The organism is Deefgea sp. CFH1-16, assembly GCF_016881365.1.
Taxonomy (GTDB): domain Bacteria; phylum Pseudomonadota; class Gammaproteobacteria; order Burkholderiales; family Chitinibacteraceae; genus Deefgea.
Window position 1 is genome coordinate 1183062 of sequence record NZ_WLYT01000001.1, and the last position, 20088, is coordinate 1203149.

15 protein-coding genes, 5 tRNA genes and 1 pseudogene are annotated in these 20088 nt (G+C 49.7%); 2 read left to right on the forward strand and 19 right to left on the reverse strand.

Annotated elements, in window-relative coordinates; genetic code table 11:
- Positions 1-18 precede the first annotated feature (18 nt).
- From tuf to lgt, 5 genes and pseudogenes are all read right to left on the reverse strand, one after another.
- A complete protein-coding gene (gene tuf / locus GKO28_RS06495) occupies positions 19-1209 on the reverse strand; it encodes an elongation factor Tu (RefSeq protein ID WP_173532462.1) in 1191 nt (396 codons plus the stop codon).
- A gap of 50 nt (positions 1210-1259) precedes the next feature.
- Positions 1260-1334 (reverse strand) — tRNA-Thr (locus tag GKO28_RS06500).
- 7 nt (positions 1335-1341) lie between these two features.
- Positions 1342-1415, reverse strand: a tRNA-Gly gene (locus GKO28_RS06505).
- A gap of 49 nt (positions 1416-1464) precedes the next feature.
- Positions 1465-1550: transfer RNA gene (locus GKO28_RS06510), tRNA-Tyr, on the reverse strand.
- A 118-nt stretch (positions 1551-1668) separates the two neighbouring features.
- Positions 1669-2476 (reverse strand): annotated as a pseudogene (gene lgt / locus GKO28_RS06515) (prolipoprotein diacylglyceryl transferase).
- A 182-nt stretch (positions 2477-2658) separates the two neighbouring features.
- On the opposite strand from lgt, the gene ilvD reads away from it, so the two are divergent.
- Positions 2659-4518 (forward strand): dihydroxy-acid dehydratase, encoded by a 1860-nt coding sequence (ilvD, locus tag GKO28_RS06520; RefSeq protein WP_182075719.1) that lies wholly within the window; start codon positions 2659-2661, stop codon positions 4516-4518.
- 169 nt (positions 4519-4687) lie between these two features.
- Here the strand turns inward: ilvD and GKO28_RS06525 are convergent.
- Both GKO28_RS06525 and GKO28_RS06530 read right to left on the reverse strand, forming a co-directional pair.
- Positions 4688-4763 (reverse strand) — tRNA-Phe (locus GKO28_RS06525).
- Between the two features lie 57 nt (positions 4764-4820).
- Positions 4821-4896 (reverse strand) — tRNA-Phe (locus tag GKO28_RS06530).
- Positions 4897-5109: 213 nt separating this feature from the next.
- Between GKO28_RS06530 and GKO28_RS06535 the strand changes: the two genes are divergently transcribed.
- Positions 5110-5598, forward strand: coding sequence for a DUF456 domain-containing protein (locus tag GKO28_RS06535; RefSeq protein ID WP_247646402.1), 489 nt, complete (start codon positions 5110-5112; stop codon positions 5596-5598).
- Between the two features lie 107 nt (positions 5599-5705).
- On the opposite strand, the gene corA is transcribed toward GKO28_RS06535, so the two are convergent.
- The 12 genes from corA to GKO28_RS06590 all read right to left on the reverse strand — a co-directional run bounded on the left by corA (position 5706) and on the right by GKO28_RS06590 (position 20036).
- Positions 5706-6812, reverse strand: a complete 1107-nt coding sequence (corA, locus tag GKO28_RS06540) for a magnesium/cobalt transporter CorA (RefSeq protein WP_182075720.1) — start codon at positions 6810-6812, stop codon at positions 5706-5708.
- Positions 6761-7666 carry a hypothetical protein gene (locus GKO28_RS21245; RefSeq protein ID WP_307839083.1) on the reverse strand — a complete coding sequence of 302 codons (906 nt, stop codon included), beginning with the start codon at positions 7664-7666 and terminating at the stop codon, positions 6761-6763. Before GKO28_RS21245 ends, corA begins: the two co-directional genes overlap by 52 nt.
- The gene (locus tag GKO28_RS21250) at positions 7600-8256 is read right to left on the reverse strand and encodes a hypothetical protein (protein ID WP_282099245.1); all 657 of its coding nucleotides are present in this window, start codon (positions 8254-8256) and stop codon (positions 7600-7602) included. The genes GKO28_RS21245 and GKO28_RS21250 overlap by 67 nt, the downstream gene beginning before the upstream one ends.
- Before the next feature lie 444 nt (positions 8257-8700).
- Positions 8701-9402 (reverse strand): phosphate signaling complex protein PhoU, encoded by a 702-nt coding sequence (phoU, locus tag GKO28_RS06550; RefSeq protein ID WP_173532467.1) that lies wholly within the window; start codon positions 9400-9402, stop codon positions 8701-8703.
- Between the two features lie 105 nt (positions 9403-9507).
- Positions 9508-10164 carry a ribose-5-phosphate isomerase RpiA gene (rpiA, locus tag GKO28_RS06555; protein ID WP_182075721.1) on the reverse strand — a complete coding sequence of 219 codons (657 nt, stop codon included), beginning with the start codon at positions 10162-10164 and terminating at the stop codon, positions 9508-9510.
- A 183-nt stretch (positions 10165-10347) separates the two neighbouring features.
- Positions 10348-10947: a MarC family protein gene (locus GKO28_RS06560; RefSeq protein WP_182075722.1), complete on the reverse strand. Its 600-nt coding sequence runs from the start codon at positions 10945-10947 to the stop codon at positions 10348-10350.
- 137 nt (positions 10948-11084) lie between these two features.
- The gene (locus GKO28_RS06565; RefSeq protein WP_182075723.1) at positions 11085-12155 is read right to left on the reverse strand and encodes a hypothetical protein; all 1071 of its coding nucleotides are present in this window, start codon (positions 12153-12155) and stop codon (positions 11085-11087) included.
- Entirely contained in the window at positions 12152-12652 is a 501-nt protein-coding gene (locus tag GKO28_RS06570; protein ID WP_203563971.1) for a diguanylate cyclase domain-containing protein, read from the reverse strand. Before GKO28_RS06570 ends, GKO28_RS06565 begins: the two co-directional genes overlap by 4 nt.
- An 88-nt stretch (positions 12653-12740) precedes the next feature.
- Positions 12741-13433 carry a lipopolysaccharide assembly protein LapB gene (locus GKO28_RS06575; protein WP_182075725.1) on the reverse strand — a complete coding sequence of 231 codons (693 nt, stop codon included), beginning with the start codon at positions 13431-13433 and terminating at the stop codon, positions 12741-12743.
- Positions 13434-13526: 93 nt separating this feature from the next.
- Positions 13527-14939, reverse strand: coding sequence for an FAD-dependent oxidoreductase (locus GKO28_RS06580; protein WP_182075726.1), 1413 nt, complete (start codon positions 14937-14939; stop codon positions 13527-13529).
- An 80-nt stretch (positions 14940-15019) separates the two neighbouring features.
- A complete protein-coding gene (gene gltB, locus GKO28_RS06585) occupies positions 15020-19459 on the reverse strand; it encodes a glutamate synthase large subunit (RefSeq protein WP_182075727.1) in 4440 nt (1479 codons plus the stop codon).
- Between the two features lie 262 nt (positions 19460-19721).
- Entirely contained in the window at positions 19722-20036 is a 315-nt protein-coding gene (locus GKO28_RS06590; protein WP_173532474.1) for a hypothetical protein, read from the reverse strand.
- Between the last annotated feature and the right edge of the window lie 52 nt (positions 20037-20088).

Here is a 20088-nt window from a genome sequence, read left to right on the forward strand (position 1 = left end):
AACCCTTTTTGCAACCTTTTATTGAACTACCGTTGCAACAACACCAGCGCCAACCGTACGACCACCTTCGCGAATCGCGAAACGCAAACCTTGCTCCATCGCAACTGGGCAGATCAAGGTTACTGTGATTGATACGTTATCACCAGGCATTACCATTTCTGTACCTTCTGGCAATTCAATCGCGCCAGTTACGTCAGTAGTACGGAAGTAGAACTGTGGACGGTAGTTACTAAAGAATGGTGTATGACGACCACCTTCATCTTTAGACAATACATAAATCTCAGCAGTAAACTTAGTGTGCGGCGTGATCGAACCTGGTTTCGCCAAAACTTGACCACGTTGAACGTCTTCACGCTTAGTACCACGAAGCAAGGCGCCGATGTTGTCACCCGCTTGACCTTGGTCAAGCAATTTACGGAACATCTCAACACCAGTACAAGTCGTCTTAACTGTTGGCACAATACCAACGATCTCGATTTCTTCACCCACTTTAACAATACCGCGCTCAACACGACCAGTCACAACAGTTCCGCGACCAGAGATTGAGAATACATCTTCAACTGGCATCAAGAACGTACCGTCAATTGCACGCTCTGGCTCAGGAATGTAGCTATCCAAAGCATCTGCCAAGCGGAAGATTGCTGGCTCGCCGTATTCTGATTGATTACCTTCCAGCGCCAAACGAGCTGAACCAGTAATTACTGGCGTATCATCGCCAGGGAAATCGTATTTAGACAACAAATCACGAATTTCCATTTCAACCAATTCAAGCAACTCAGCATCATCAACCAAGTCAGCTTTGTTCATGAAAACAATGATGTATGGAACACCGACCTGACGAGACAACAAGATGTGCTCGCGAGTTTGTGGCATAGGACCGTCAGCTGCAGAAACAACCAACACCGCACCATCCATCTGCGCAGCACCAGTAATCATGTTTTTCACATAATCCGCGTGACCTGGGCAGTCAACGTGAGCGTAGTGACGTTTTTCAGTCTCGTACTCAACGTGAGCAGTATTAATAGTAATACCACGTGCTTTTTCTTCTGGTGCAGAGTCGATTGACGCGTAATCTTTAGCAATACCGCCGAATTTTTTCGACAGAATTGTAGTAATTGCAGCTGTCAGCGTTGTTTTACCATGATCCACGTGACCGATTGTACCGACGTTAACGTGCGGCTTAGTCCGTGTAAACTTTTCCTTAGCCATCGCTTATTCCTTTTCGAGATCTTGAAATAAATTAATAACTGACAATTGACTGGAGCCGATGATGAGAATTGAACTCATGGCCTCTCCCTTACCAAGGGAGTGCTCTACCCCTGAGCTACATCGGCAATAAACTGGAGCGGGTGAAGGGAATCGAACCCTCGTCGTAAGCTTGGAAGGCTTCTGCTCTACCATTGAGCTACACCCGCATACTTAATAACTGATTCGTTCTCTAAACTTTATTCAAGCTCTTTTAAATGGTGGCGGGGGAAGGATTCGAACCTTCGAAGGCTGAGCCGCCGGATTTACAGTCCGGACCCGTTGACCGCTGGGGTAACCCCGCCACTAAGAGAGCCCGCATTATGACTACAGCCCCTCAAGTCGTCAAACATTTTTGACAAAAAAAATTGTACAAACCACAAAAAAATCGACTAAGGGACTAATTTCATTAAGAAAATAGCCCTAGATTCTTGACAGCATTTTGTTTCGTCGCGTTGCCCACGCATACAAAATCGCCCCAGCGACGATCATCGGCAAGCATAGCAACTGCCCCATACTTAAATTCATCGCCAACAAACCCAAGAAATCATCAGGTTGACGTGCATATTCCGCAACAAAACGGAACACACCATACCCCATCAAAAATAATGCTGATGTTTGACCCACAGCGCGAGGCTTAGCCGAGAAGCGCCACAACACGATAAACAACAACACCCCCTCTAAAGCGAATTGATATAGTTGCGATGGATGACGCGGCAAGCCATCGTGCGCCTGCGGAAAGATCATCGCCAGCGGCATAGTGGCATCGGTAACGCGCCCCCACAATTCGCCATTAATAAAGTTACCAATTCGCCCCGCAGCCAAACCCAAAGGAACCAAAGGCGCAATAAAGTCAGTTACCTGGAAAAAACTTCGATTAGTTTTACGGCCAAACAACGCCATGGCGACCAAAACCCCCCAAAAAGCCACCATGAAAAGCCATCCCGCCCTCCCACACCTTAAGGATATCTAATGGATTGGCCAAATAAAATGCCGGTTTATAAAACAAGACATAGCCCAGGCGCCCACCCAAAATCACCCCAAGCACACCATAAAACAATAAATCATCCATTTCTGCTGTTTGCCAGCCCGGTGGATTACCACGGCGAATCCGCCAACGCCCCAACATCACAAACAACACAAAGCCGATCAGATACATCAAGCCATACCAGTGAACACCAACTGGCCCGAGACTAATCGCCACCGGATCAAACTGCGGATGAACAAACATAATAAAATTTCGCCTTAACGCCAGAAAAGTAGCCGCCGATTATACCGCCTCACCAACAACTTCAATCACCTTTTCACACCACATTCAATCTCTCAGATCAAAGCCCCCTACTTCGAAAACCTAGGCTGGCTTTTTTTCGATACAATCGGCCACGTGTTTTGAATTTTGCCCAAGGAATCGACATGCCCACTTACCGTTCTCGCACCACCACCCACGGCCGCAACATGGCCGGCGCCCGCGCCCTCTGGCGCGCCACTGGCATGAAAGATGGTGATTTTGATAAACCCATCATCGCCATCGCCAACTCGTTCACCCAATTTGTTCCTGGGCACGTTCATTTACACAATATGGGCCAATTGGTCGCACGCGAAATCGAAAAAGCCGGTGGCGTCGCCAAAGAATTCAACACCATTGCCGTTGACGACGGCATCGCCATGGGCCACGGCGGCATGCTGTATAGCTTGCCAAGCCGCGATTTAATTGCCGATTCAGTCGAATACATGGTCAACGCGCATTGCGCTGATGCAATTGTCTGCATTTCCAACTGCGACAAAATCACCCCCGGCATGCTCATGGCTGCGCTACGCCTCAATATTCCTGTGATTTTCGTTTCTGGCGGCCCAATGGAAGCGGGCAAAGTCGACTGGAAAGGCACGGTACGTAAACTCGACCTCGTTGACGCAATGGTCGAGGCCGCCGACAGCCGAGTAAGCGACGAAGAAGTTGCCGCCGTTGAGCGCAGCGCCTGCCCAACTTGCGGCTCTTGCTCAGGCATGTTTACCGCCAACTCAATGAACTGTCTCACCGAAGCACTTGGCCTCTCATTACCGGGTAATGGCTCAATGCTGGCCACGCACGGTGACCGCAAGCAGCTATTCCTACAAGCGGGCCGTACCATTGTTGAGCTTGCCAAGCGTTATTACGAGCAAGGCGACGAATCTGCTTTGCCACGCTCAATTGCCACACGCGAAGCATTTGAAAACGCCATGAGTCTAGACGTTGCCATGGGCGGCTCCACCAATACCGTATTGCATTTGCTTGCCGCCGCCTCTGAAGCTGGCGTTGACTTCAAAATGGCCGACATCGACCGCATTTCACGCCGCGTTCCTTGTCTTGCCAAAGTCGCACCCGCAACACAAAAATATCACATGGAAGACGTGCATCGCGCCGGTGGCGTTATCGCCCTACTCGCAGAATTATCACGCGCTGGACTGATTCATCGCGACGTACCGACGGTACACGCCAAAACGCTAGGCGAAGGCTTAGATCAATGGGACATCGTCAAAAATGGCCCAGATAGTTTGGCGCACTTATTTTACCGCGCAGCGCCTGGCGGCGTCGCCACGACGATTGCATTTAGCCAATCGATGCGCTACCCCGACCTCGACCTCGACCGCGAAGGCGGCTGCATCCGCAACAAAGAACACGCCTACTCGCAAGACGGCGGACTGGCAGTACTGTACGGCAACATTGCCGAGCGCGGCTGCATCGTCAAAACCGCGGGTGTCGATGACTCGATCTTGAAGTTTACCGGTCGCGCCCGCGTCTACGAATCACAAGACGATGCAGTCGCCAGTATTTTGGCCGACGAAGTGATTGCTGGCGATGTCGTGATTATTCGCTACGAAGGCCCTAAAGGCGGCCCAGGCATGCAAGAAATGCTGTATCCAACGTCGTACCTCAAGTCGAAAGGTCTCGGCAAAGAATGCGCACTACTGACTGACGGTCGCTTCTCTGGCGGCACTTCCGGCTTGTCGATTGGCCACGCCAGCCCAGAAGCTGCCGAAGGTGGTGCAATTGGCTTAGTCGAAGAAGGCGACACGATTGAAATCGACATTCCAAACCGCACCATCAATCTAAAAATTGACGCCACCGCACTGGATGCGCGCCGCACGGCAATGGAATCCCGTGGCAAGCTGGCTTGGAAACCGGTTTCGCGTCAACGCGTGGTCAGCCCAGCCCTACGCGCCTACGCCGCAATGACCACCAGCGCCGACACTGGCGCCGTGCGTGACGTTAGCCAAGTTGAACGCCAAGATTAAACCTTTTACGGCTTAAATGACAAAAAGGCAGCTCACGCTGCCTTTTTTATTGCATGTATTAATCTAAGCGCCTTATGCAGTAAACGCTGGCGAAATATACCGCAGAAAAACAAAAAAACCCGCTCAGCTTGCGCTAGCGGGTTTTTGCTTCGGATTTAAACCGAAATACTGGTGGCTCGTCTCGGAATCGAACCAAGGACACGCGGATTTTCAATCCGCTGCTCTACCAACTGAGCTAACGAGCCATGCTTAACTAAGCATTTGAAAAAGGGCCTAGCTTACAGCTAAACCCTTGAATTCCTTGGTGGCTCGTCTCGGAATCGAACCAAGGACACGCGGATTTTCAATCCGCTGCTCTACCAACTGAGCTAACGAGCCACTCGAAACACTACTTCGTTTCGAAGAGCCGCAATTAAACACCAGCACGTGCCTTACGTCAACTCCTTTCACGCTTTTCTATAGACCAAAGGAGACGATATTCAATAAATGACTGTTTTATTGCGATATTATTTTTCACCCGCTGAGCATCTTTTTAGCATTGCCGTAGTCCAACCCGCATTAAAAATAATTGATTCCCCTTGGAGCGCGATCTTGGAAACGTTTGAAATCATCAGCTACCTACTTGGCGCAAGCATGATTCTGGCTGGTTTAGCCGGCACCATTTTACCTTTGCTGCCATCAACGCCTTTAATCTTTCTCGGCATGTTACTCATCGCCTGGGGCAATCAATTTATTAACGTTAGCTGGCCGTCACTCAGCCTGTTATTGGTCATGATGCTGGTCGCCAGCGTTCTCGAATACATTGCCGGCGCAATGGGAGCTAAACGCGTTGGCGCGAGCCGCTACGCTGTCTGGGGGGCTTTAATTGGCTCGATTGTCGGCATGCTCGGCGGGATTGTTGGTTTAATCCTCGGCCCGTTTTTAGGCGCTGCTGCGGGTGAGTTTTATGCCAGAAAAGATATGCTACACGCCGGTAAAGTCGGATTCGCCAGTGGCATCGGCATGTTGCTTGGCGCAATTGCTAAAGTCGGTTTGGCCTTAGCTATGCTGGGGGTGTTTTTGCTGGCGTGGTGGTTATAAATCAATCCCCGATGGATTCAAATCTGAGTCTTCCATCTGCTGGATAGTTAATGGGTATATCGACAAAAGTCTTTAATTTTAATGTCTTCATAGATATACCCAATCCATCAGACCCAACGTCGCAACCAAAAGAATAAACCCAAAAACACCGCAACACAGCCCATTAGCCCCAAGGCCGCGTAGTAACCATAGGTCCAGCGTAGCTCGGGCATGACGTCAAAATTCATGCCGTAGATACCGGCAATCAGCGTTAGCGGCATAAAAATGGTGGTTATGACGGTGAGTAGCCGCATTTGTTCATTGAGTCGCTGCGACTGCAATGAAAGATAGATTTCTTGCAGACCGGAAATCATTTCACGTAGTGCTTCAACGGTTTCAATCGATTGCACCGTATGGTCGTACACATCACGCAAATACAGCTGGGTTTCACTATGAAAAAAATCGGCGTCATCTCGCTGCAGCACATTGAGCATCTCTCGCATCGGCCACAGACTGCGCTTTATTTGCTGCAAACTACGACGTAATGACTGCACTTCAACCATATGCTCGGGCTGGCTTTCACTATTAATTGCTTCGTCCAGTTCTTCGCAGCGCTCACCCAATTGCTCAAGCACTAAGAAATAACGATCAACCAGTTTATCCAATAAGGCATAGGCTAAATAATCGGGGCCCAATTTACGAATTTGGGACTCACTATTTTTAAGCGTATCGCGAATCGCCGCAAAAGTGCCGCTGGGTTTTTCTTGAAAGGTCAGCACAAAACCACGTCCGACAATCAAGCTCACTTGCTCGCCGGAAACACCGTCAGCGTCCCAATTCATCAATCGAGCGGTGATATACAAATAGCCGGGATATTGCTCAACCTTGGGACGCTGCTGGGTATTCAGAATGTCCTCTAAAACCAGCGGATGCAATTTAAACCGCTGACCAATTAACTTGAGGATTGCAATATTTTCTAAGCCATGCACGTTTAACCACAAGGTATTGAACGTCGGCTGAAAAGTTCGGCCGACATCAACGTCGCTAAAACTGGTCGCCAGGTAATCCCCTGGCAAAGGACCAAATTCAATTAACGTCGCTAGCGTTGCCGCCGGTGCTACACCGCCGACATATTGCAAAGTACCGGGATCTGCGCCAGCCTTCGCTGAATTTAAATGCGCTTTTATACGTTGGCGACGGCTCGAATCATTAGATTTACGCCCATGTTTTGCCATGCAGTGATTTCCTCATTTAAGGCATACATCGTGAGTGGATGCGCCTCTAACCACGCCGCGTCTAATTCTAAGCAATAGCCGCCAGCACAATGCGACAGCAAACCCAATGGCGGTGCCTCATCCAGACGAGCACGATAAAACAACACCGCCATGCGTAAGCATAAAATGGCATCCCACTCGGCAGGTTGAATCTCTTGATCGGCGAGTTTGCTCAAACTACCAGCATGCGCCAGCACCAGCCGTGACAACCAATTTTGTTCACGCTTAGAAAAACCCGGCATATCGGCATGCTGCAAAATATACGCTGAATGCTTATGGTAGCTGGCATGGGCAATCGAGCGCCCCACCTCGTGCAAACCCGCAGCCATCGTAAGGTTTCTGGCCAGCACGACATCATCGCTTTGCGTTTCACCGCGCAGCACATCAAATAATTGCGCAGCCAATTGCGACACTCGATACGCTTGCGGTCCATCCACATGGTAACGGCGCTGAAAGAAATCGACCGTTCGGTCTCGCACATCGTATTGGGTTTGGCGTTGTACCAAGTCATACAGCACGCCATCACGCAGCGCGCCATAAGTAATCGACATACGCTCAATACCGAGCATATCAAACGCTGCCTGCATAATCGCTAAACCACCGGGTAATACTGGGCGCCGATCATCGCGTAAACCGTTTAATTGCAAATGATTGATATGGCCAGCCGCAATCATTTTGCTGCGCAAAGCCGCTAAACCATCGCGAGTAATACCCAGTGGCGATAAATCGTTTAATTCTAAAATATCCGCTAAAGATCGTGCGGTGCCTGAAGTACCGATCGCTCTTTGCCACTCTCCCGAGTAAAACGTGGGCACCAAGGGCAAGAAAGCCCCCCGCGCGCCGCGAGCTCAGCGGTTTCCATTCGCTCACGCGTAATGACGCCATCGGGAAAATAACGCGCACTCCAGCCCACACAACCGAGCTGAATGCTTTCGGTACTAAATGAGCGATACTGACTGCCGATGATTAACTCGGTTGATCCGCCGCCAATATCAATCACCAAGCGGCGCTCACGCGTACTCGGCAAACTGTGTGCGGCACCGATATAAATTAATCGCGCTTCTTCACGGCCAGCAATAATCTCAATGGGAAAACCCAAGGCCGCCTCGGCCTGAGGTAAAAAAGCGGCGCTATTTCTAGCGATACGAAAGGTATTGGTGGCAACAGCACGCACGCATTGCGGCGGCAAACCGGCTAAACGCTCCCCAAATCGCGCCAGTGCTGCGGTCATTTCGTCGATAGCTTCAGCAGTTAAACAACCATGGGCATCTAAACCGGCGCCTAAACGAACCGTTTCTTTCAAAGAATCCAGCGGAAACAAAGCCCCTTCGACCACACGGGCGACTTGCAAGCGAAAACTGTTGGAGCCGAGATCCACAGCGGCAATGACAGAACAGTCGCCCATTCAGTAAAACTCCAGTAGGTAGCGGGTTTGCGGGCATAACAATACGTAAAAGTCATGTTTGTGGCAAACGCAAATCATAAAGGGCAGCCACAGCCGCCCTTTATTAGACACTACTTCCTTCAGACTAGGGCAATAAACCTAGGGTCTGTTGTCGTTTGGTTTTCGGTCGCGATGGAGCGATTTTCGCGGCAGATCAAGGCATTTTATGCGACCAATAACCCGTTATTCGAGCATGAAATAACGCAGAGATGCCGCGAAAAGCGCCCAGCCCTTAGGGTTTGGCTGCGGCTTTTTTAAATCAAGTCAGCCTGACACTGCGTTGAAAAACGCTTGCATAGAATGACTATGCCACGCGTCTTTCGCCTTGTTTCAGGCCAAAATCAGCACAAACGCGATCCACAAACCAAACGTCAACAGACCCTCACCCTAATCTAATCCATCAGCTTACTGCAAAGCGACGCGATCGACTTCTTCTTGGGTTTTATGGCGAACATCTTGGCCTTTAACCAAGTAAATCACATGCTCGGCAACATTCACCCCCAAATCACCAATACGCTCAATGGCTTTGGCAATCCACAAAATATCCAAAATCAAGGTAATCGAACGTGGATCTTCCATCATGACGGTAATCAATTGGCGATGCAGCGCTTGATATTCTTGATCCAGCTGCGCGTCAGCACGAATGACTTCTGATGCACTCACCGCATCCATACGGGCAAATGAATCGAGCGCATTGGACAACATATCCAGCGCCAAATCCGCAATATGGTTGAGGTCATGAAAACGTGGCACTTGCAAACGGCCTGATTCATAAATGTTTTTTGCCCGTTTGCAAATTCGGTAGGCTTTATCGCCAATGCGCTCCAAATCCTCAACCGACTTAATCACCGTCATCACCATCCGCAAATCGGTGGCTGCAGGCTGACGACGCGCAATCATATGCACGCACATATCATCAAGCTTGACGTGCATTTGATTCACTTGCGTTTCTTGATCAATGACTTTATTAATAATTGCCACATCGCCCGATGCCAAAGCTTGCATCGCCAAGCGAACTTGCTCTTCGACCAAGCCGGCCATTCCCATCACTTGGGAGCGAATTGCCTCTAAATCGGCATCAAATTGCTTTGAAATATGTTCTGACATGACACAGCTTCTCCAGTGTATTAATCGGTGCAAAATACCAGCTTTTTATTACAGTACTGTTTCATCTGCCCGTGAGCGGCGAACTTTTCATCCGCCGCTGCTCGCTTATTTAATGGTTTTCACCCCGTTAGCCGTACCCAATAAGAGCACGTCAGCACGGCGATGGGCAAATAAACCGTTAGTTACAACGCAAACGATTTGATTGATTTGTGTTTCCAGCACGGTCGCCTGACTAATCGACAATCCATGCACATCAATGATGATATTACCGTTATCAGTCACGACGCCTTCACGGTAAGCGGGATGTCCGCCCAATTTAACCAACTCACGCGCCACATAAGAGCGCGCCATTGGGATCACTTCAACCGGCAACGGAAAACTACCCAATACATCGACCAATTTGCTTTCATCGCAAATACAAATAAATTGCCCAGCAACGGCAGCAATGATTTTCTCGCGCGTCAACGCCGCGCCACCACCCTTAATCATTTGCAATTGATGATTAATTTCATCCGCGCCATCAACATACACCGGCAAGTCATCAATGGTATTTAAATCAAATACCGGAATCCCGTGTGATTTTAAACGCGCAACGCTCGCCTCTGACGAAGACACCGCGCCTTTAATTTGGCCTTTGATTTCAGCTAAAGCATCAATAAAGTAATTGGCAGTCGAACCAGTACCAACGCCAACAATACAATTTTCAGGCACATAGGCGACTGCTGCACGGCCTACCGCTTCTTTCAATTCATTCTGTGTCATGGTTCAACTCCTGATTAGCCGCCATTAAAAATAACTACACCAAGGTATTTGCTAACGTTGTTTGTCTCGCAGTACAAACCCATCGTTAACAATCCTCTCATTCTAGCGCCGAACACCTGCGATACAGCTTGTGACGCATCAAACACCCTTTGATCTTCAGCGCAAAGCGCCTAAATATCGTGATTAAAGCGACACTAAATACTGTCGAATCCCATCGAGTAACATTTGCACGGCAATCGCCGTCAAAATCAAACCCATTAAACGCTCAAATGCCGTCGTTACTTGCGCGCCGAGCACTTGGCTAATTTTTTCTGAAAACGCTAACGTCAGCGCGCAAATCAGCATCGTCAAGGCCAATGCTGCCACCCACACTTCAATCCGCTCCGGATCGCGCGAAACCAATAACAACACCGTGGCCAATGCCGATGGCCCTGCCAATAAAGGAATCGCCAACGGCACAATATACGGCTCGCCCTCGCTGGTGTCGCCAAAAACGCCATCTGGGTGAGGAAACACCATCCGCAGCGCAATTAAAAACAAAATCACGCCACCAGCAATGCCCAGTGAGGTTTGCGACAAATGCATGACTTCAAGAAACTTTTGGCCAAACAACATAAAAGTCACCAGCACCACAAACGCGACACTGACCTCGCGAATAATCATTCGCCAGCGCCGCGCCTTAGGGACTTTTTTCATCATTGCGACAAACAAAGGAATGCCGCCCAAGGGATCAATCACCAAGAGCAACAAAATAAAAGCGGAAAGAAAAGTTTGTGATTCCATAACTTAGTGTACATCCAAACAAGCCAAATATTGATTCGGGAAAGCTATCAAATTCAAGCCATTTTTCAAAAATTTGAGTGGGTATATTGCTGAAGAATTCAATCAACAAGGATTACAACATCATACCCAATTCTTTTTTAGACTACGGGCTGATGCAGCGAGGTTGCAGGCATTTTTTGTAGCTGCAATACCCGGCTTTGTGTTTCAAGCTGCATTATTATTTTTTTGCGATGCGTTGCGCTGATTTTTCGCTCAGGTAAAGATTGCTGTGCAAATAACTGCGCGTAAAAAGGCAGCGCTAACTCAGCTTGCTGCTTAGCTAGATAACAATCGATTAAAGCCTTGCTACATCGAGTTTGCAGGCTCGATACACCGGCCTGCACCGCCAATTGTTGCGCTTGTAATAAAATAGTCTCAGCCTCTGCTGCTTGTAATTGAAGTAGGATTTCACCCAAACCGGTCAAGGCATGCGCCCTCCCCCACAAATTATCATCATTGGCGCAATGCAAATCATACGCAGTCGCCAACTCAACCTTAGCCTGTTGCAACATCCCTTGTTGGGCATGAATCAAGCCACGGTAATACACAATTTCTGCCGCCCAGACTTTATTGTGCAAAGGCAGCTCCATCAATCGTTCGGCGCGGGCGATCGCCTCTAAAGCTTGAGCATAACGCTGCAATCGATATTGATCACTGGCGACATACAGCAAGGCATCACACTCTAACAGCGGATCGGCAATCGCCACCGCCATTTTGAGTGCCATTTCACTGCAACGCAGTGAAGCTTCATCATCGTTAAAACCAATATAAACCTGCCCAATCCCTAAATAGACACGGACACATTGTCCAAGGTTTTGTGCCCCTTTGGCCTGCATTAACGCTTTAGTCCATTGATCGAGCGCCAATAAAGGCTGATCATTCAATAAATAAGACGTCGCCAACAGCAGTAATGAATTGGTCGAACTGCCTATCTGTCCAGCCTGCCGATAACGCTCAGCCGCAGCACTAAATGCCGCTTGCGCCGCATGATGCGCACTAAAATGTTGATGGGCGTGCCCCAAAATATCTAACGCCATCCCGTGTAACCGCGGGTCAGCTTGGCTTTCAGCCACCCATTGCTGCGCTTGATCGGGCAAAGGCGGCGAGCCACACTCGGCACAACTTAACACCGTCTCAAGTTGAGTCAATAATGCTAAACGCGCGGTCATACTGCCATCTCCCACACCACGGCACCCGCGCCATGACGCATCGCCAAATACAAAGCCAAATCGGCACGCAATTGCAATACGTCCACGGTGTCGCCCTGCTGATAAATTGTGCCGCCCATACTCAGCGTCAGTGCCTCGGGTAAATCACTAAAATCCAATAACGCGAGCTGATGTTGAATTTGCTCAATCAATACATTGGCCAAGTCTGCCGAGCTAGCGGGCAATATCAATTTAAAGACCAACTGCCCGCCCGCAATCAACTCCGCCCCTTCTGGTAGCGTGTCTTGCAAAACCTTGGCAATGCGCACACTGCAATCATTACTTTTTGCTTCGCCCATTACGTCGCGTAAATAGGTCGATTGATCAACGCCAAGATGCAATACACATAAAGAGGGATGATCAATCGCCTGAGCCAGCAGCATTGGCCAGCGCGCTTCCAAATACCGTAAATTATGTAAGCCCGTCACCGCATCACGATAAGTAGTGCTTTCCAGCAAACGCACCTGTTCATCTTGCTGAGCGTTTTTTAGCCGCAGTAGGTCAATCTCAATATCGCTAGTAGTTTGCTGGAGTTTGAATTCGACCTCACGTAAGCGCCGTGCACGTTGTGGTTTTTTTTTGTTGCGCTAAATGCAACATGGCCGCCTGATAAAAATCAACTGCCGCCGCGAACTGCTGGCACGCTTGGCTCGCCTGCGCCAATTTAATCAGCATTGCGCCGCGCAAATCACTGGCGCCAGCATGCGCCAAAGCCGAACTCGCCCGGCTGATCGCCGCTGGTAAGCCATCAATTTGATTTATTTGTAGATACAGCGACAAAATCGACCAATGCAACATAAAGCTTTCGCCATCGTCGACCAATACCACGGCCTGCTCCAATTGCGCCAAAGCCGCGCTCCATTGTTGCTGTAATTGATACAAGCGAGCAGATTGCGCCAATAAAACGGCATCGTTTTGCATCACGCTCATTGCTAACGCTTGTGCTTGCAATGGCGCGGCTACTGTCTCTTGGCCCATCGCCCACAAATCGGCAGCCAGACCTAAATACGCCGAACAATAGTGCGCCTCACCCTCAGCCAGAGAGAGCGCGTGCTGATGCAAGCTTAAAGCGCGTTCAAATTGCCCACTGTCATGCACAATATCAGCGATTGCCAGCCAATGACCGGCTTCATTACTCTGCTCTGCTTGGGCATAAGTCAGACCATCAAGAAAGTGTTGCAATGCCTGATGAGACTGCCCTTGCTGCAGTAGCGTACGGCCCAAAACCAAAGAATCCATTACTGACCCAAACCTTAAGCTCAACACCTATTCTTAAATAGACAAAGCATAAAAAAAGCCTCGCAAAGCGAGGCCTTATTTATTTCAATAGCCTTACCAAGCGCCAATGTACTCCAAAATCCCTTCGGCTGCATTACGACCTTCATAGACCGCTCGCACCACCAAATCAGCGCCACGAACTTGATCGCCACCGGCGAAGATTTTCGGGTTACTGGTTTGGTGCTTGAAGGTTTGTTTTTCCGCGGCAATGGTACGGCCCCAATCGTCGGTTTTCACGCCTTGGGCGTCAAACCAGCTTTCTGGTTCAGCCGAGAAGCCAAACGCCACCACCACGAGATCGCAATTAACAACGCGTTCAGAACCGGCAATCAATTCAGGACGACGACGCCCCTTTTCATCTGGCGCGCCCAATTGGGTCGATACCAAAGTCAATGCCAAGCTGCCATCGGCATTTTGCTCGATTTTCACCGGTTGGCTATTCCACTGGAATTCAACGCCTTCCTCGAAGGCGTTGGCCACTTCACGTTTCGAGCCCGGCATGTTTTCTTCGTCACGGCGGTAAGCGCAAATCACGCTGGCTGCGCCTTGGCGGATCGAAGTGCGGTTGCAATCCATGGCGGTATCGCCACCACCGAGCACCACCACACGTTTACCTTGCATCGAAACAAACGCTTCTTCGCCCAAAGTACCCATGCTATTGCGCACGTTGTTGATCAAGAACGGTAAAGCTTCCATCACGCCTGGCAATTCTTCACCGGCAAAGCCACCCTTCATGTATTTGTACGCACCCATACCCATAAACACCGCATCGTAATCAGCGAGCAATGTTTCGATGCTCACATCTTTGCCGATTTCAGTATTCAGGCGGAATTCAACGCCCATGTCTTCCATGATTTTACGGCGCGTCGCGATGACTTCTTTTTCCAGTTTGAATTCTGGAATACCAAACGTTAACAAGCCGCCGATTTCTTCGTAGCGATCAAATACCACTGGGGTAACGCCGTTACGCACCAAAATATCCGCACAGCCAAGGCCAGCTGGGCCAGCACCGATAATGGCGACTTTTTTGTCGGTCTTAATCACGCCCGACATATCTGGACGCCAGCCCGCTTTGAAGGCTTCGTCAGTAATGTATTTTTCCACCGAACCAATCGACACCGCACCGGCTTCAACTTGATTCAAGGTACATGCGCCTTCGCACAAACGATCTTGTGGGCAAACACGACCGCAAATTTCTGGCAATGAATTGGTTTTGTGGCTCAATTCAGCCGCTTCAAACAATTTACCTTCGTCGACCAATTGCAACCATTGCGGAATATGGTTGTGCACTGGGCACTCCCATGAGCAATACGGATTGCCACAGCCAAGGCAACGACCAGCTTGTTCGCCCGAGCTGGTTTTATCCAGTGGCGTGTAGATTTCTTTGAATACAAATTTACGTTTCTCAACCGCGACTTTATCGCCAGGGTTGCGAGCAACATTCAGAAACTGAAATACATCTGACATGGTATTACCTCGGGGAGTAGTGAGTAGGAATGGGGGAGTAAAACCACTCCCTGCTCCCCATTCCCGACTCCCTATCTAAATTAGTCTTTTAGCAATGCGTCGAGCTTGGCCACTTTTGGTTTCACCAACCAGAAGTAATCGACTGCTTCATCAAAGTTCGCCAGTAGTTCAGCGCCCTTGCTCGACCCAGTCAATGCCACGTGGGCAGTGATTTTGTCTTTCAAGAAAGCACGAATAGCGCCGTAGGCTTCACCGTTGATCAAGTTGGTATCGATCAGTTCGTTGTTGTAGCGATAAGCAAATTTTTGCTTCGGATCGTAAACCAGTGCAAAACCACCGGTCATACCCGCGCCAAAGTTGTAACCGGTTTCACCGAGTACCACTACGCAGCCGCCAGTCATGTATTCACAACCGTGATCGCCAACACCTTCAATCACCGCTGTCGCACCTGAGTTACGCACCGCGAAACGTTCACCGGCCATACCCGCAGCAAACAATTCACCGCCGGTTGCGCCATACAGACATGTGTTACCGGCAATGACTGCGTCGCTCGAAGCAAATTCGCTACCCACTGGTGGATAGATAATCACTTGGCCGCCGTTCATGCCTTTACCGACGTAATCGTTGGCGTCACCAGCCAGTTCCAATGTCAAACCTTTGGCATTCCACACGCCAAATGATTGACCGGCTGAACCGTGCAATTTCAAGTGCAACGTGCCTTCTGGCAAACCATCTGCGCCGTGTGCTTTGGCGATTTCACCTGACAAACGCGCACCGATTGAACGATGGATATTGCGGACAGCGTATTCAAAGCGTTGTGGCGTTTTGGCTTTAATGCCTGCCAGCGCGTCTTTAACCATTTCTTCAGCCAACTCACCCTTGTCAAAACTTGGGTTGCGCTCATCCACGCAGAAGCGTGATTCTGAATCTGGCGTGCTACCTTGGCTGAGCAAGCTACCTAAGGCGAGTTTTTGTTGTCTTTCAGTCGCGCCTTCAATCAAACCAAGCATTTCGGTACGGCCAATCATTTCTTCAAATGTGCGTACACCCAGCGCCGCCATCAATTCACGCGTTTCTTGGGCGATGAAAGTGAAGTAATTCACCACCATTTCAGGCAAGCCGATAAAGAACTTGCTACGCAATTTGATTTCTTGTGTTGCCACACCGGTAGCGCAGTTGTTCAAGTGGCAAATACGCAAGTATTTGCAACCCAAAGCCACCATCGGGCCAGTACCAAAGCCGAAACTTTCCGCGCCCATGATCGCGGCTTTCACCACGTCTAGACCGGTTTTCAAACCACCATCGGCTTGCACGCGAACCCGGCCACGCAGACCATTGGCACGCAATACTTGCTGCGCTTCGGTCAGGCCAAGCTCAAACGGTGAGCCGGCGTATTTAACTGAAGCCAGCGGCGAAGCAGCGGTTCCGCCGTCATACCCCGAAATCGTAATCAAATCGGCGTAGGCTTTGGCCACACCGGCAGCAATGGTGCCGACGCCAGGTTCTGCCACCAATTTCACTGAAACCAAGGCTTCTGGGTTGACCTGTTTCAAGTCAAAAATCAGCTGCGCCAAGTCTTCAATCGAATAAATATCGTGATGCGGTGGTGGTGAAATCAAGCTAATGCCCGGCTTGCTGTGACGCAATTTAGCAATCAGCGGCGAGACTTTATCGCCCGGCAATTGGCCGCCTTCACCCGGCTTAGCGCCTTGTGCCACTTTAATTTGCAATACTTCAGCATTCACCAAGTAGTGCGGCGTAACGCCGAAACGACCTGAGGCGACTTGCTTGATTTTTGACATTTTTGACGTGCCGTAGCGCGCTTCGTCTTCACCACCCTCACCCGAGTTCGAGCGAGCGCCAAGGCGATGCATACCTTCAGCCAACGCTTCGTGCGCTTCTGGGCTTAAGGCACCCAGCGACATACCGGCGGAGTCAAAACGCTTCACAATCGATGAAATTGGCTCAACTTCGTCGATCGAGATCGATTTGGCGGGGTCAATTTGCAATGCCATCAAATCGCGCAACATGGCCACTGGGCGAGTATTTACCAGTGCCGCGTATTTGCTGTATTCCTTATAATCACCGCCTTGCACCGCTTTTTGCAGCTGCATCACCACATCAGGGTTGTAAGCGTGATATTCCTCACCAAACACGTATTTGAGCAAACCACCTTGCGCCAATGGGCGCATTGGGTTGAATGCAAGACGATTCAATTTGATTTGATCGGCTTCAAAATCAGCGAAGTTAGCCCCAGAAATACGCGATACCGTGCCAGTTAGGCACAGATCGATCACTTCTTCACCGATACCCACGCCTTCAAACAATTGCGAACCGCGATACGAAGCCACGGTCGAGATACCCATTTTCGACAAGATTTTCATCAAGCCTTTATTGATACCCTTACGGAAATTATTTGCCGCTTTTTCTAGCGTGCCCTCAACTTGGCCCATATCGACCAATTCTTTGATCGTTTGGTAAGCAAGGTAAGGCACCACGGCAGTCGCGCCGTAACCGATCAAGCAGGCGAAATGATGCGGATCGCGAGTAGTGGCGGTTTCAACGATGATATTGGTTTTGCAACGCAAACCGGCGTTGATCAAGCCATGATGTACCGCACCGACGGCGAATAATGCCGGAATCGGCATACGGCCTTTGGCGATGTTTTTATCCGACAACACGATAATCACCGTGCCAGCGTTTACGCTAGCGATGACATCGGCTTGCAGCTTTTCAATTGCCGCTTGCAAGCTCACGCCTTCAAACGTCAAGGCAAAATGCGCGGTTTTAAAGTCTGGATCAGTTTGGCTAGTCAAGACGGCGAATTTATCCGTCGACAACACTGGCGAAGTCACTTCCATACGTTTAGCGTGGTCTGGGCCATCTTCAAACAGATTGCGCTCAGGGCCAAAGCAAGTGTTCAGCGACATGACAATCGCTTCACGGATCGGGTCGATCGGTGGGTTGGTGACTTGCGCGAATTGTTGGCGTAAATATTCGTACGGCGAGCGCACTTTGGTCGACAACACCGCCATCGGCGTGTCGTCCCCCATCGAACCAATCGCTTCTTGACCATCATTGGCCAAGATGCGCAAGATTTGATCGCGCTCTTCAAACGTCAACTGGAATTGTTTTTGGTACGTCAGCAAGGCGGCTTTGTCCATCTCTTCGAGTGGACTATTGTCAGCAGCCATTTCCAAATGCTGGGCGTGTTCTTTGAGCCAAGCGCGGTATGGTTGTGCCGTTTTGAGTTTGTTATCGATTACATCAGATTCGATAAACTCGCCCGATTTGAAATCAACGGCAACGATTTGGCCTGGTTTCACACGGCCTTTTTTCACTACTTCTTCTGGCTTGTAGCCCCATACGCCGATTTCCGACGCGATGGTGATGTGACGATCTTTGGTAATCACATAACGCGCTGGACGCAAACCGTTACGGTCAAGCGCGCAACCAGCGTAGTCGCCAGCCGCCCAAACGATACCGGCGGGGCCATCCCATGGTTCCATGTGCAGCGAGTTGTATTCGTAGAAAGCGCGCAAGTCGCGATCATTGGTATCCACGTTTTGCCAAGCCGGTGGCACCATCAAACGGAAGGCACGGAATACATCCACACCGCCTAGCACCAAGCTTTCCAACATATTGTCCATACTCATTGAGTCTGAACCGTTGGTTTGCACGATAGGACGAATCGCTTCCATATCCAGCAGATTGCTGTCCATGATCGCTTCGCGAGCACGCGCCCATGCGCGGTTACCCGTTAGCGTATTGATTTCACCATTGTGCGCGAGGAAACGGAAAGGCTGCGCCAATTTCCATTGTGGCCAGGTATTGGTCGAGAAACGTTGGTGATACACCGCCATACTCGAAGCAAAACGCTCGTCTTTTAAATCAAGATAAAACACCGGTAGATTTTCTGGTGTCACCAAGCCCTTATATGACATCACATAAGGGTTGAGTGTTGGGATGTAGAAAGCGGCATCAGCCGTATTGGCTTTTTCTGCCAAGCGACGCGCTTGATACAAACGTCGAGCAAAATCAAGCTCCGACAGGGTAACTGGCGAATTAACAAAGATTTGCTGAATGGTCGGCAAAGAGCGCATTGCCGCTGCGCCAAGCGCATCAAGATTAACCGGTACGTCGCGAATACCTGCTACTTGCAAGCCTTGGCTTTCAAGCGCTGACACGAGATTGCTGATCGACTTGGCCGATTCAGTTTTATTGAGGTTTGAGAACACCAAGCCAGCAGTGAACTGCTCAGCTAAGGCGTAGCCATTATCCGCAGCAACAGCGCGTAAAAAGCCCTTTGGCAGGCGAAATAGCAAACCACAACCATCGCCCGATTTACCATCAGCAGCCACCGCTCCGCGGTGAGTCAAACAGGCCAGCGAATTGATCGCAGTCGAGACCAGCCAGTGACTCGGCTTATCATCCATTTGTGCAATCAAACCGAAGCCGCAGCTATCTTGCTCGAACTGCGGGCGGTATAACGTGCCCTTCAACCAGCTTTGTCTATCCATCACAGCGGCACCCTTACTAAAGCTCAAGAATCAGTCAAATACATGCTGCTAGGGATTGACCCTAGTCAAGCAAAGGGGCTTGATTCTAGCGATAAAGGGGGCTCAAAGCAACTCAAAGCCATAAAAGCACGGCAATCGGGGGAAACCCCAAGAAAGGGGCAGATTGGGAGGTGAAGATTGACGAAAATACTTAATAAATCAGTCAGTTTGCGCAAAACATTCATTCAGAATTCTTCGCGCAAACGAACTCAATCTGCCGATTTTAGCGGCGTTTTGATAGCTCACTACGTTCAATCGCAATGGCGATCAAATAATGGATAATATCGCGGTCATGACCGATTTTTTCGATGCATGCGGCGCGCAAACGATCGACTAAATATTGCTCAGGCGAATCAATCACGCGAGCAAAACGATTGTATTTAAACTGCGAATTACCGACGATCTCTTCCAAAACGTCTAAACGCTCAGGTTGATTATTGCGTAAGCGATACATTTTGCTTTTGGCTAACACTTTACGTTCATGATTCGGCCGTAAAATCACATGCCAATTGCTCGGCTCGTTTTGAACTTCTTCCATTTGGTCTCATCCCTACGTGATAGCCTGCGATATTGACGCTTTACATGCCGTC

Excerpts from the sequence above, each read along its gene's own strand:
- GKO28_RS06560 (WP_182075722.1), bottom strand. The coding sequence starts at position 10,947 with ATGGAATCACAAACTTTTCTTTCCGCTTTTATTTTGTTGCTCTTGGTG.
- gltB (WP_182075727.1), bottom strand. The coding sequence starts at position 19,459 with ATGGATAGACAAAGCTGGTTGAAGGGCACGTTATACCGCCCGCAGTTC.
- GKO28_RS21250 (WP_282099245.1), bottom strand. The coding sequence starts at position 8,256 with ATGGGCGACTGTTCTGTCATTGCCGCTGTGGATCTCGGCTCCAACAGT.
- tuf (WP_173532462.1), bottom strand. The coding sequence starts at position 1,209 with ATGGCTAAGGAAAAGTTTACACGGACTAAGCCGCACGTTAACGTCGGT.
- GKO28_RS06565 (WP_182075723.1), bottom strand. The coding sequence starts at position 12,155 with ATGACCGCGCGTTTAGCATTATTGACTCAACTTGAGACGGTGTTAAGT.
- rpiA (WP_182075721.1), bottom strand. The coding sequence starts at position 10,164 with ATGACACAGAATGAATTGAAAGAAGCGGTAGGCCGTGCAGCAGTCGCC.
- GKO28_RS06575 (WP_182075725.1), bottom strand. The coding sequence starts at position 13,433 with ATGGATTCTTTGGTTTTGGGCCGTACGCTACTGCAGCAAGGGCAGTCT.
- phoU (WP_173532467.1), bottom strand. The coding sequence starts at position 9,402 with ATGTCAGAACATATTTCAAAGCAATTTGATGCCGATTTAGAGGCAATT.
- corA (WP_182075720.1), bottom strand. The coding sequence starts at position 6,812 with ATGGCAAAACATGGGCGTAAATCTAATGATTCGAGCCGTCGCCAACGT.
- ilvD (WP_182075719.1), top strand. The coding sequence starts at position 2,659 with ATGCCCACTTACCGTTCTCGCACCACCACCCACGGCCGCAACATGGCC.
- GKO28_RS06590 (WP_173532474.1), bottom strand. The coding sequence starts at position 20,036 with ATGGAAGAAGTTCAAAACGAGCCGAGCAATTGGCATGTGATTTTACGG.
- GKO28_RS06580 (WP_182075726.1), bottom strand. The coding sequence starts at position 14,939 with ATGTCAGATGTATTTCAGTTTCTGAATGTTGCTCGCAACCCTGGCGAT.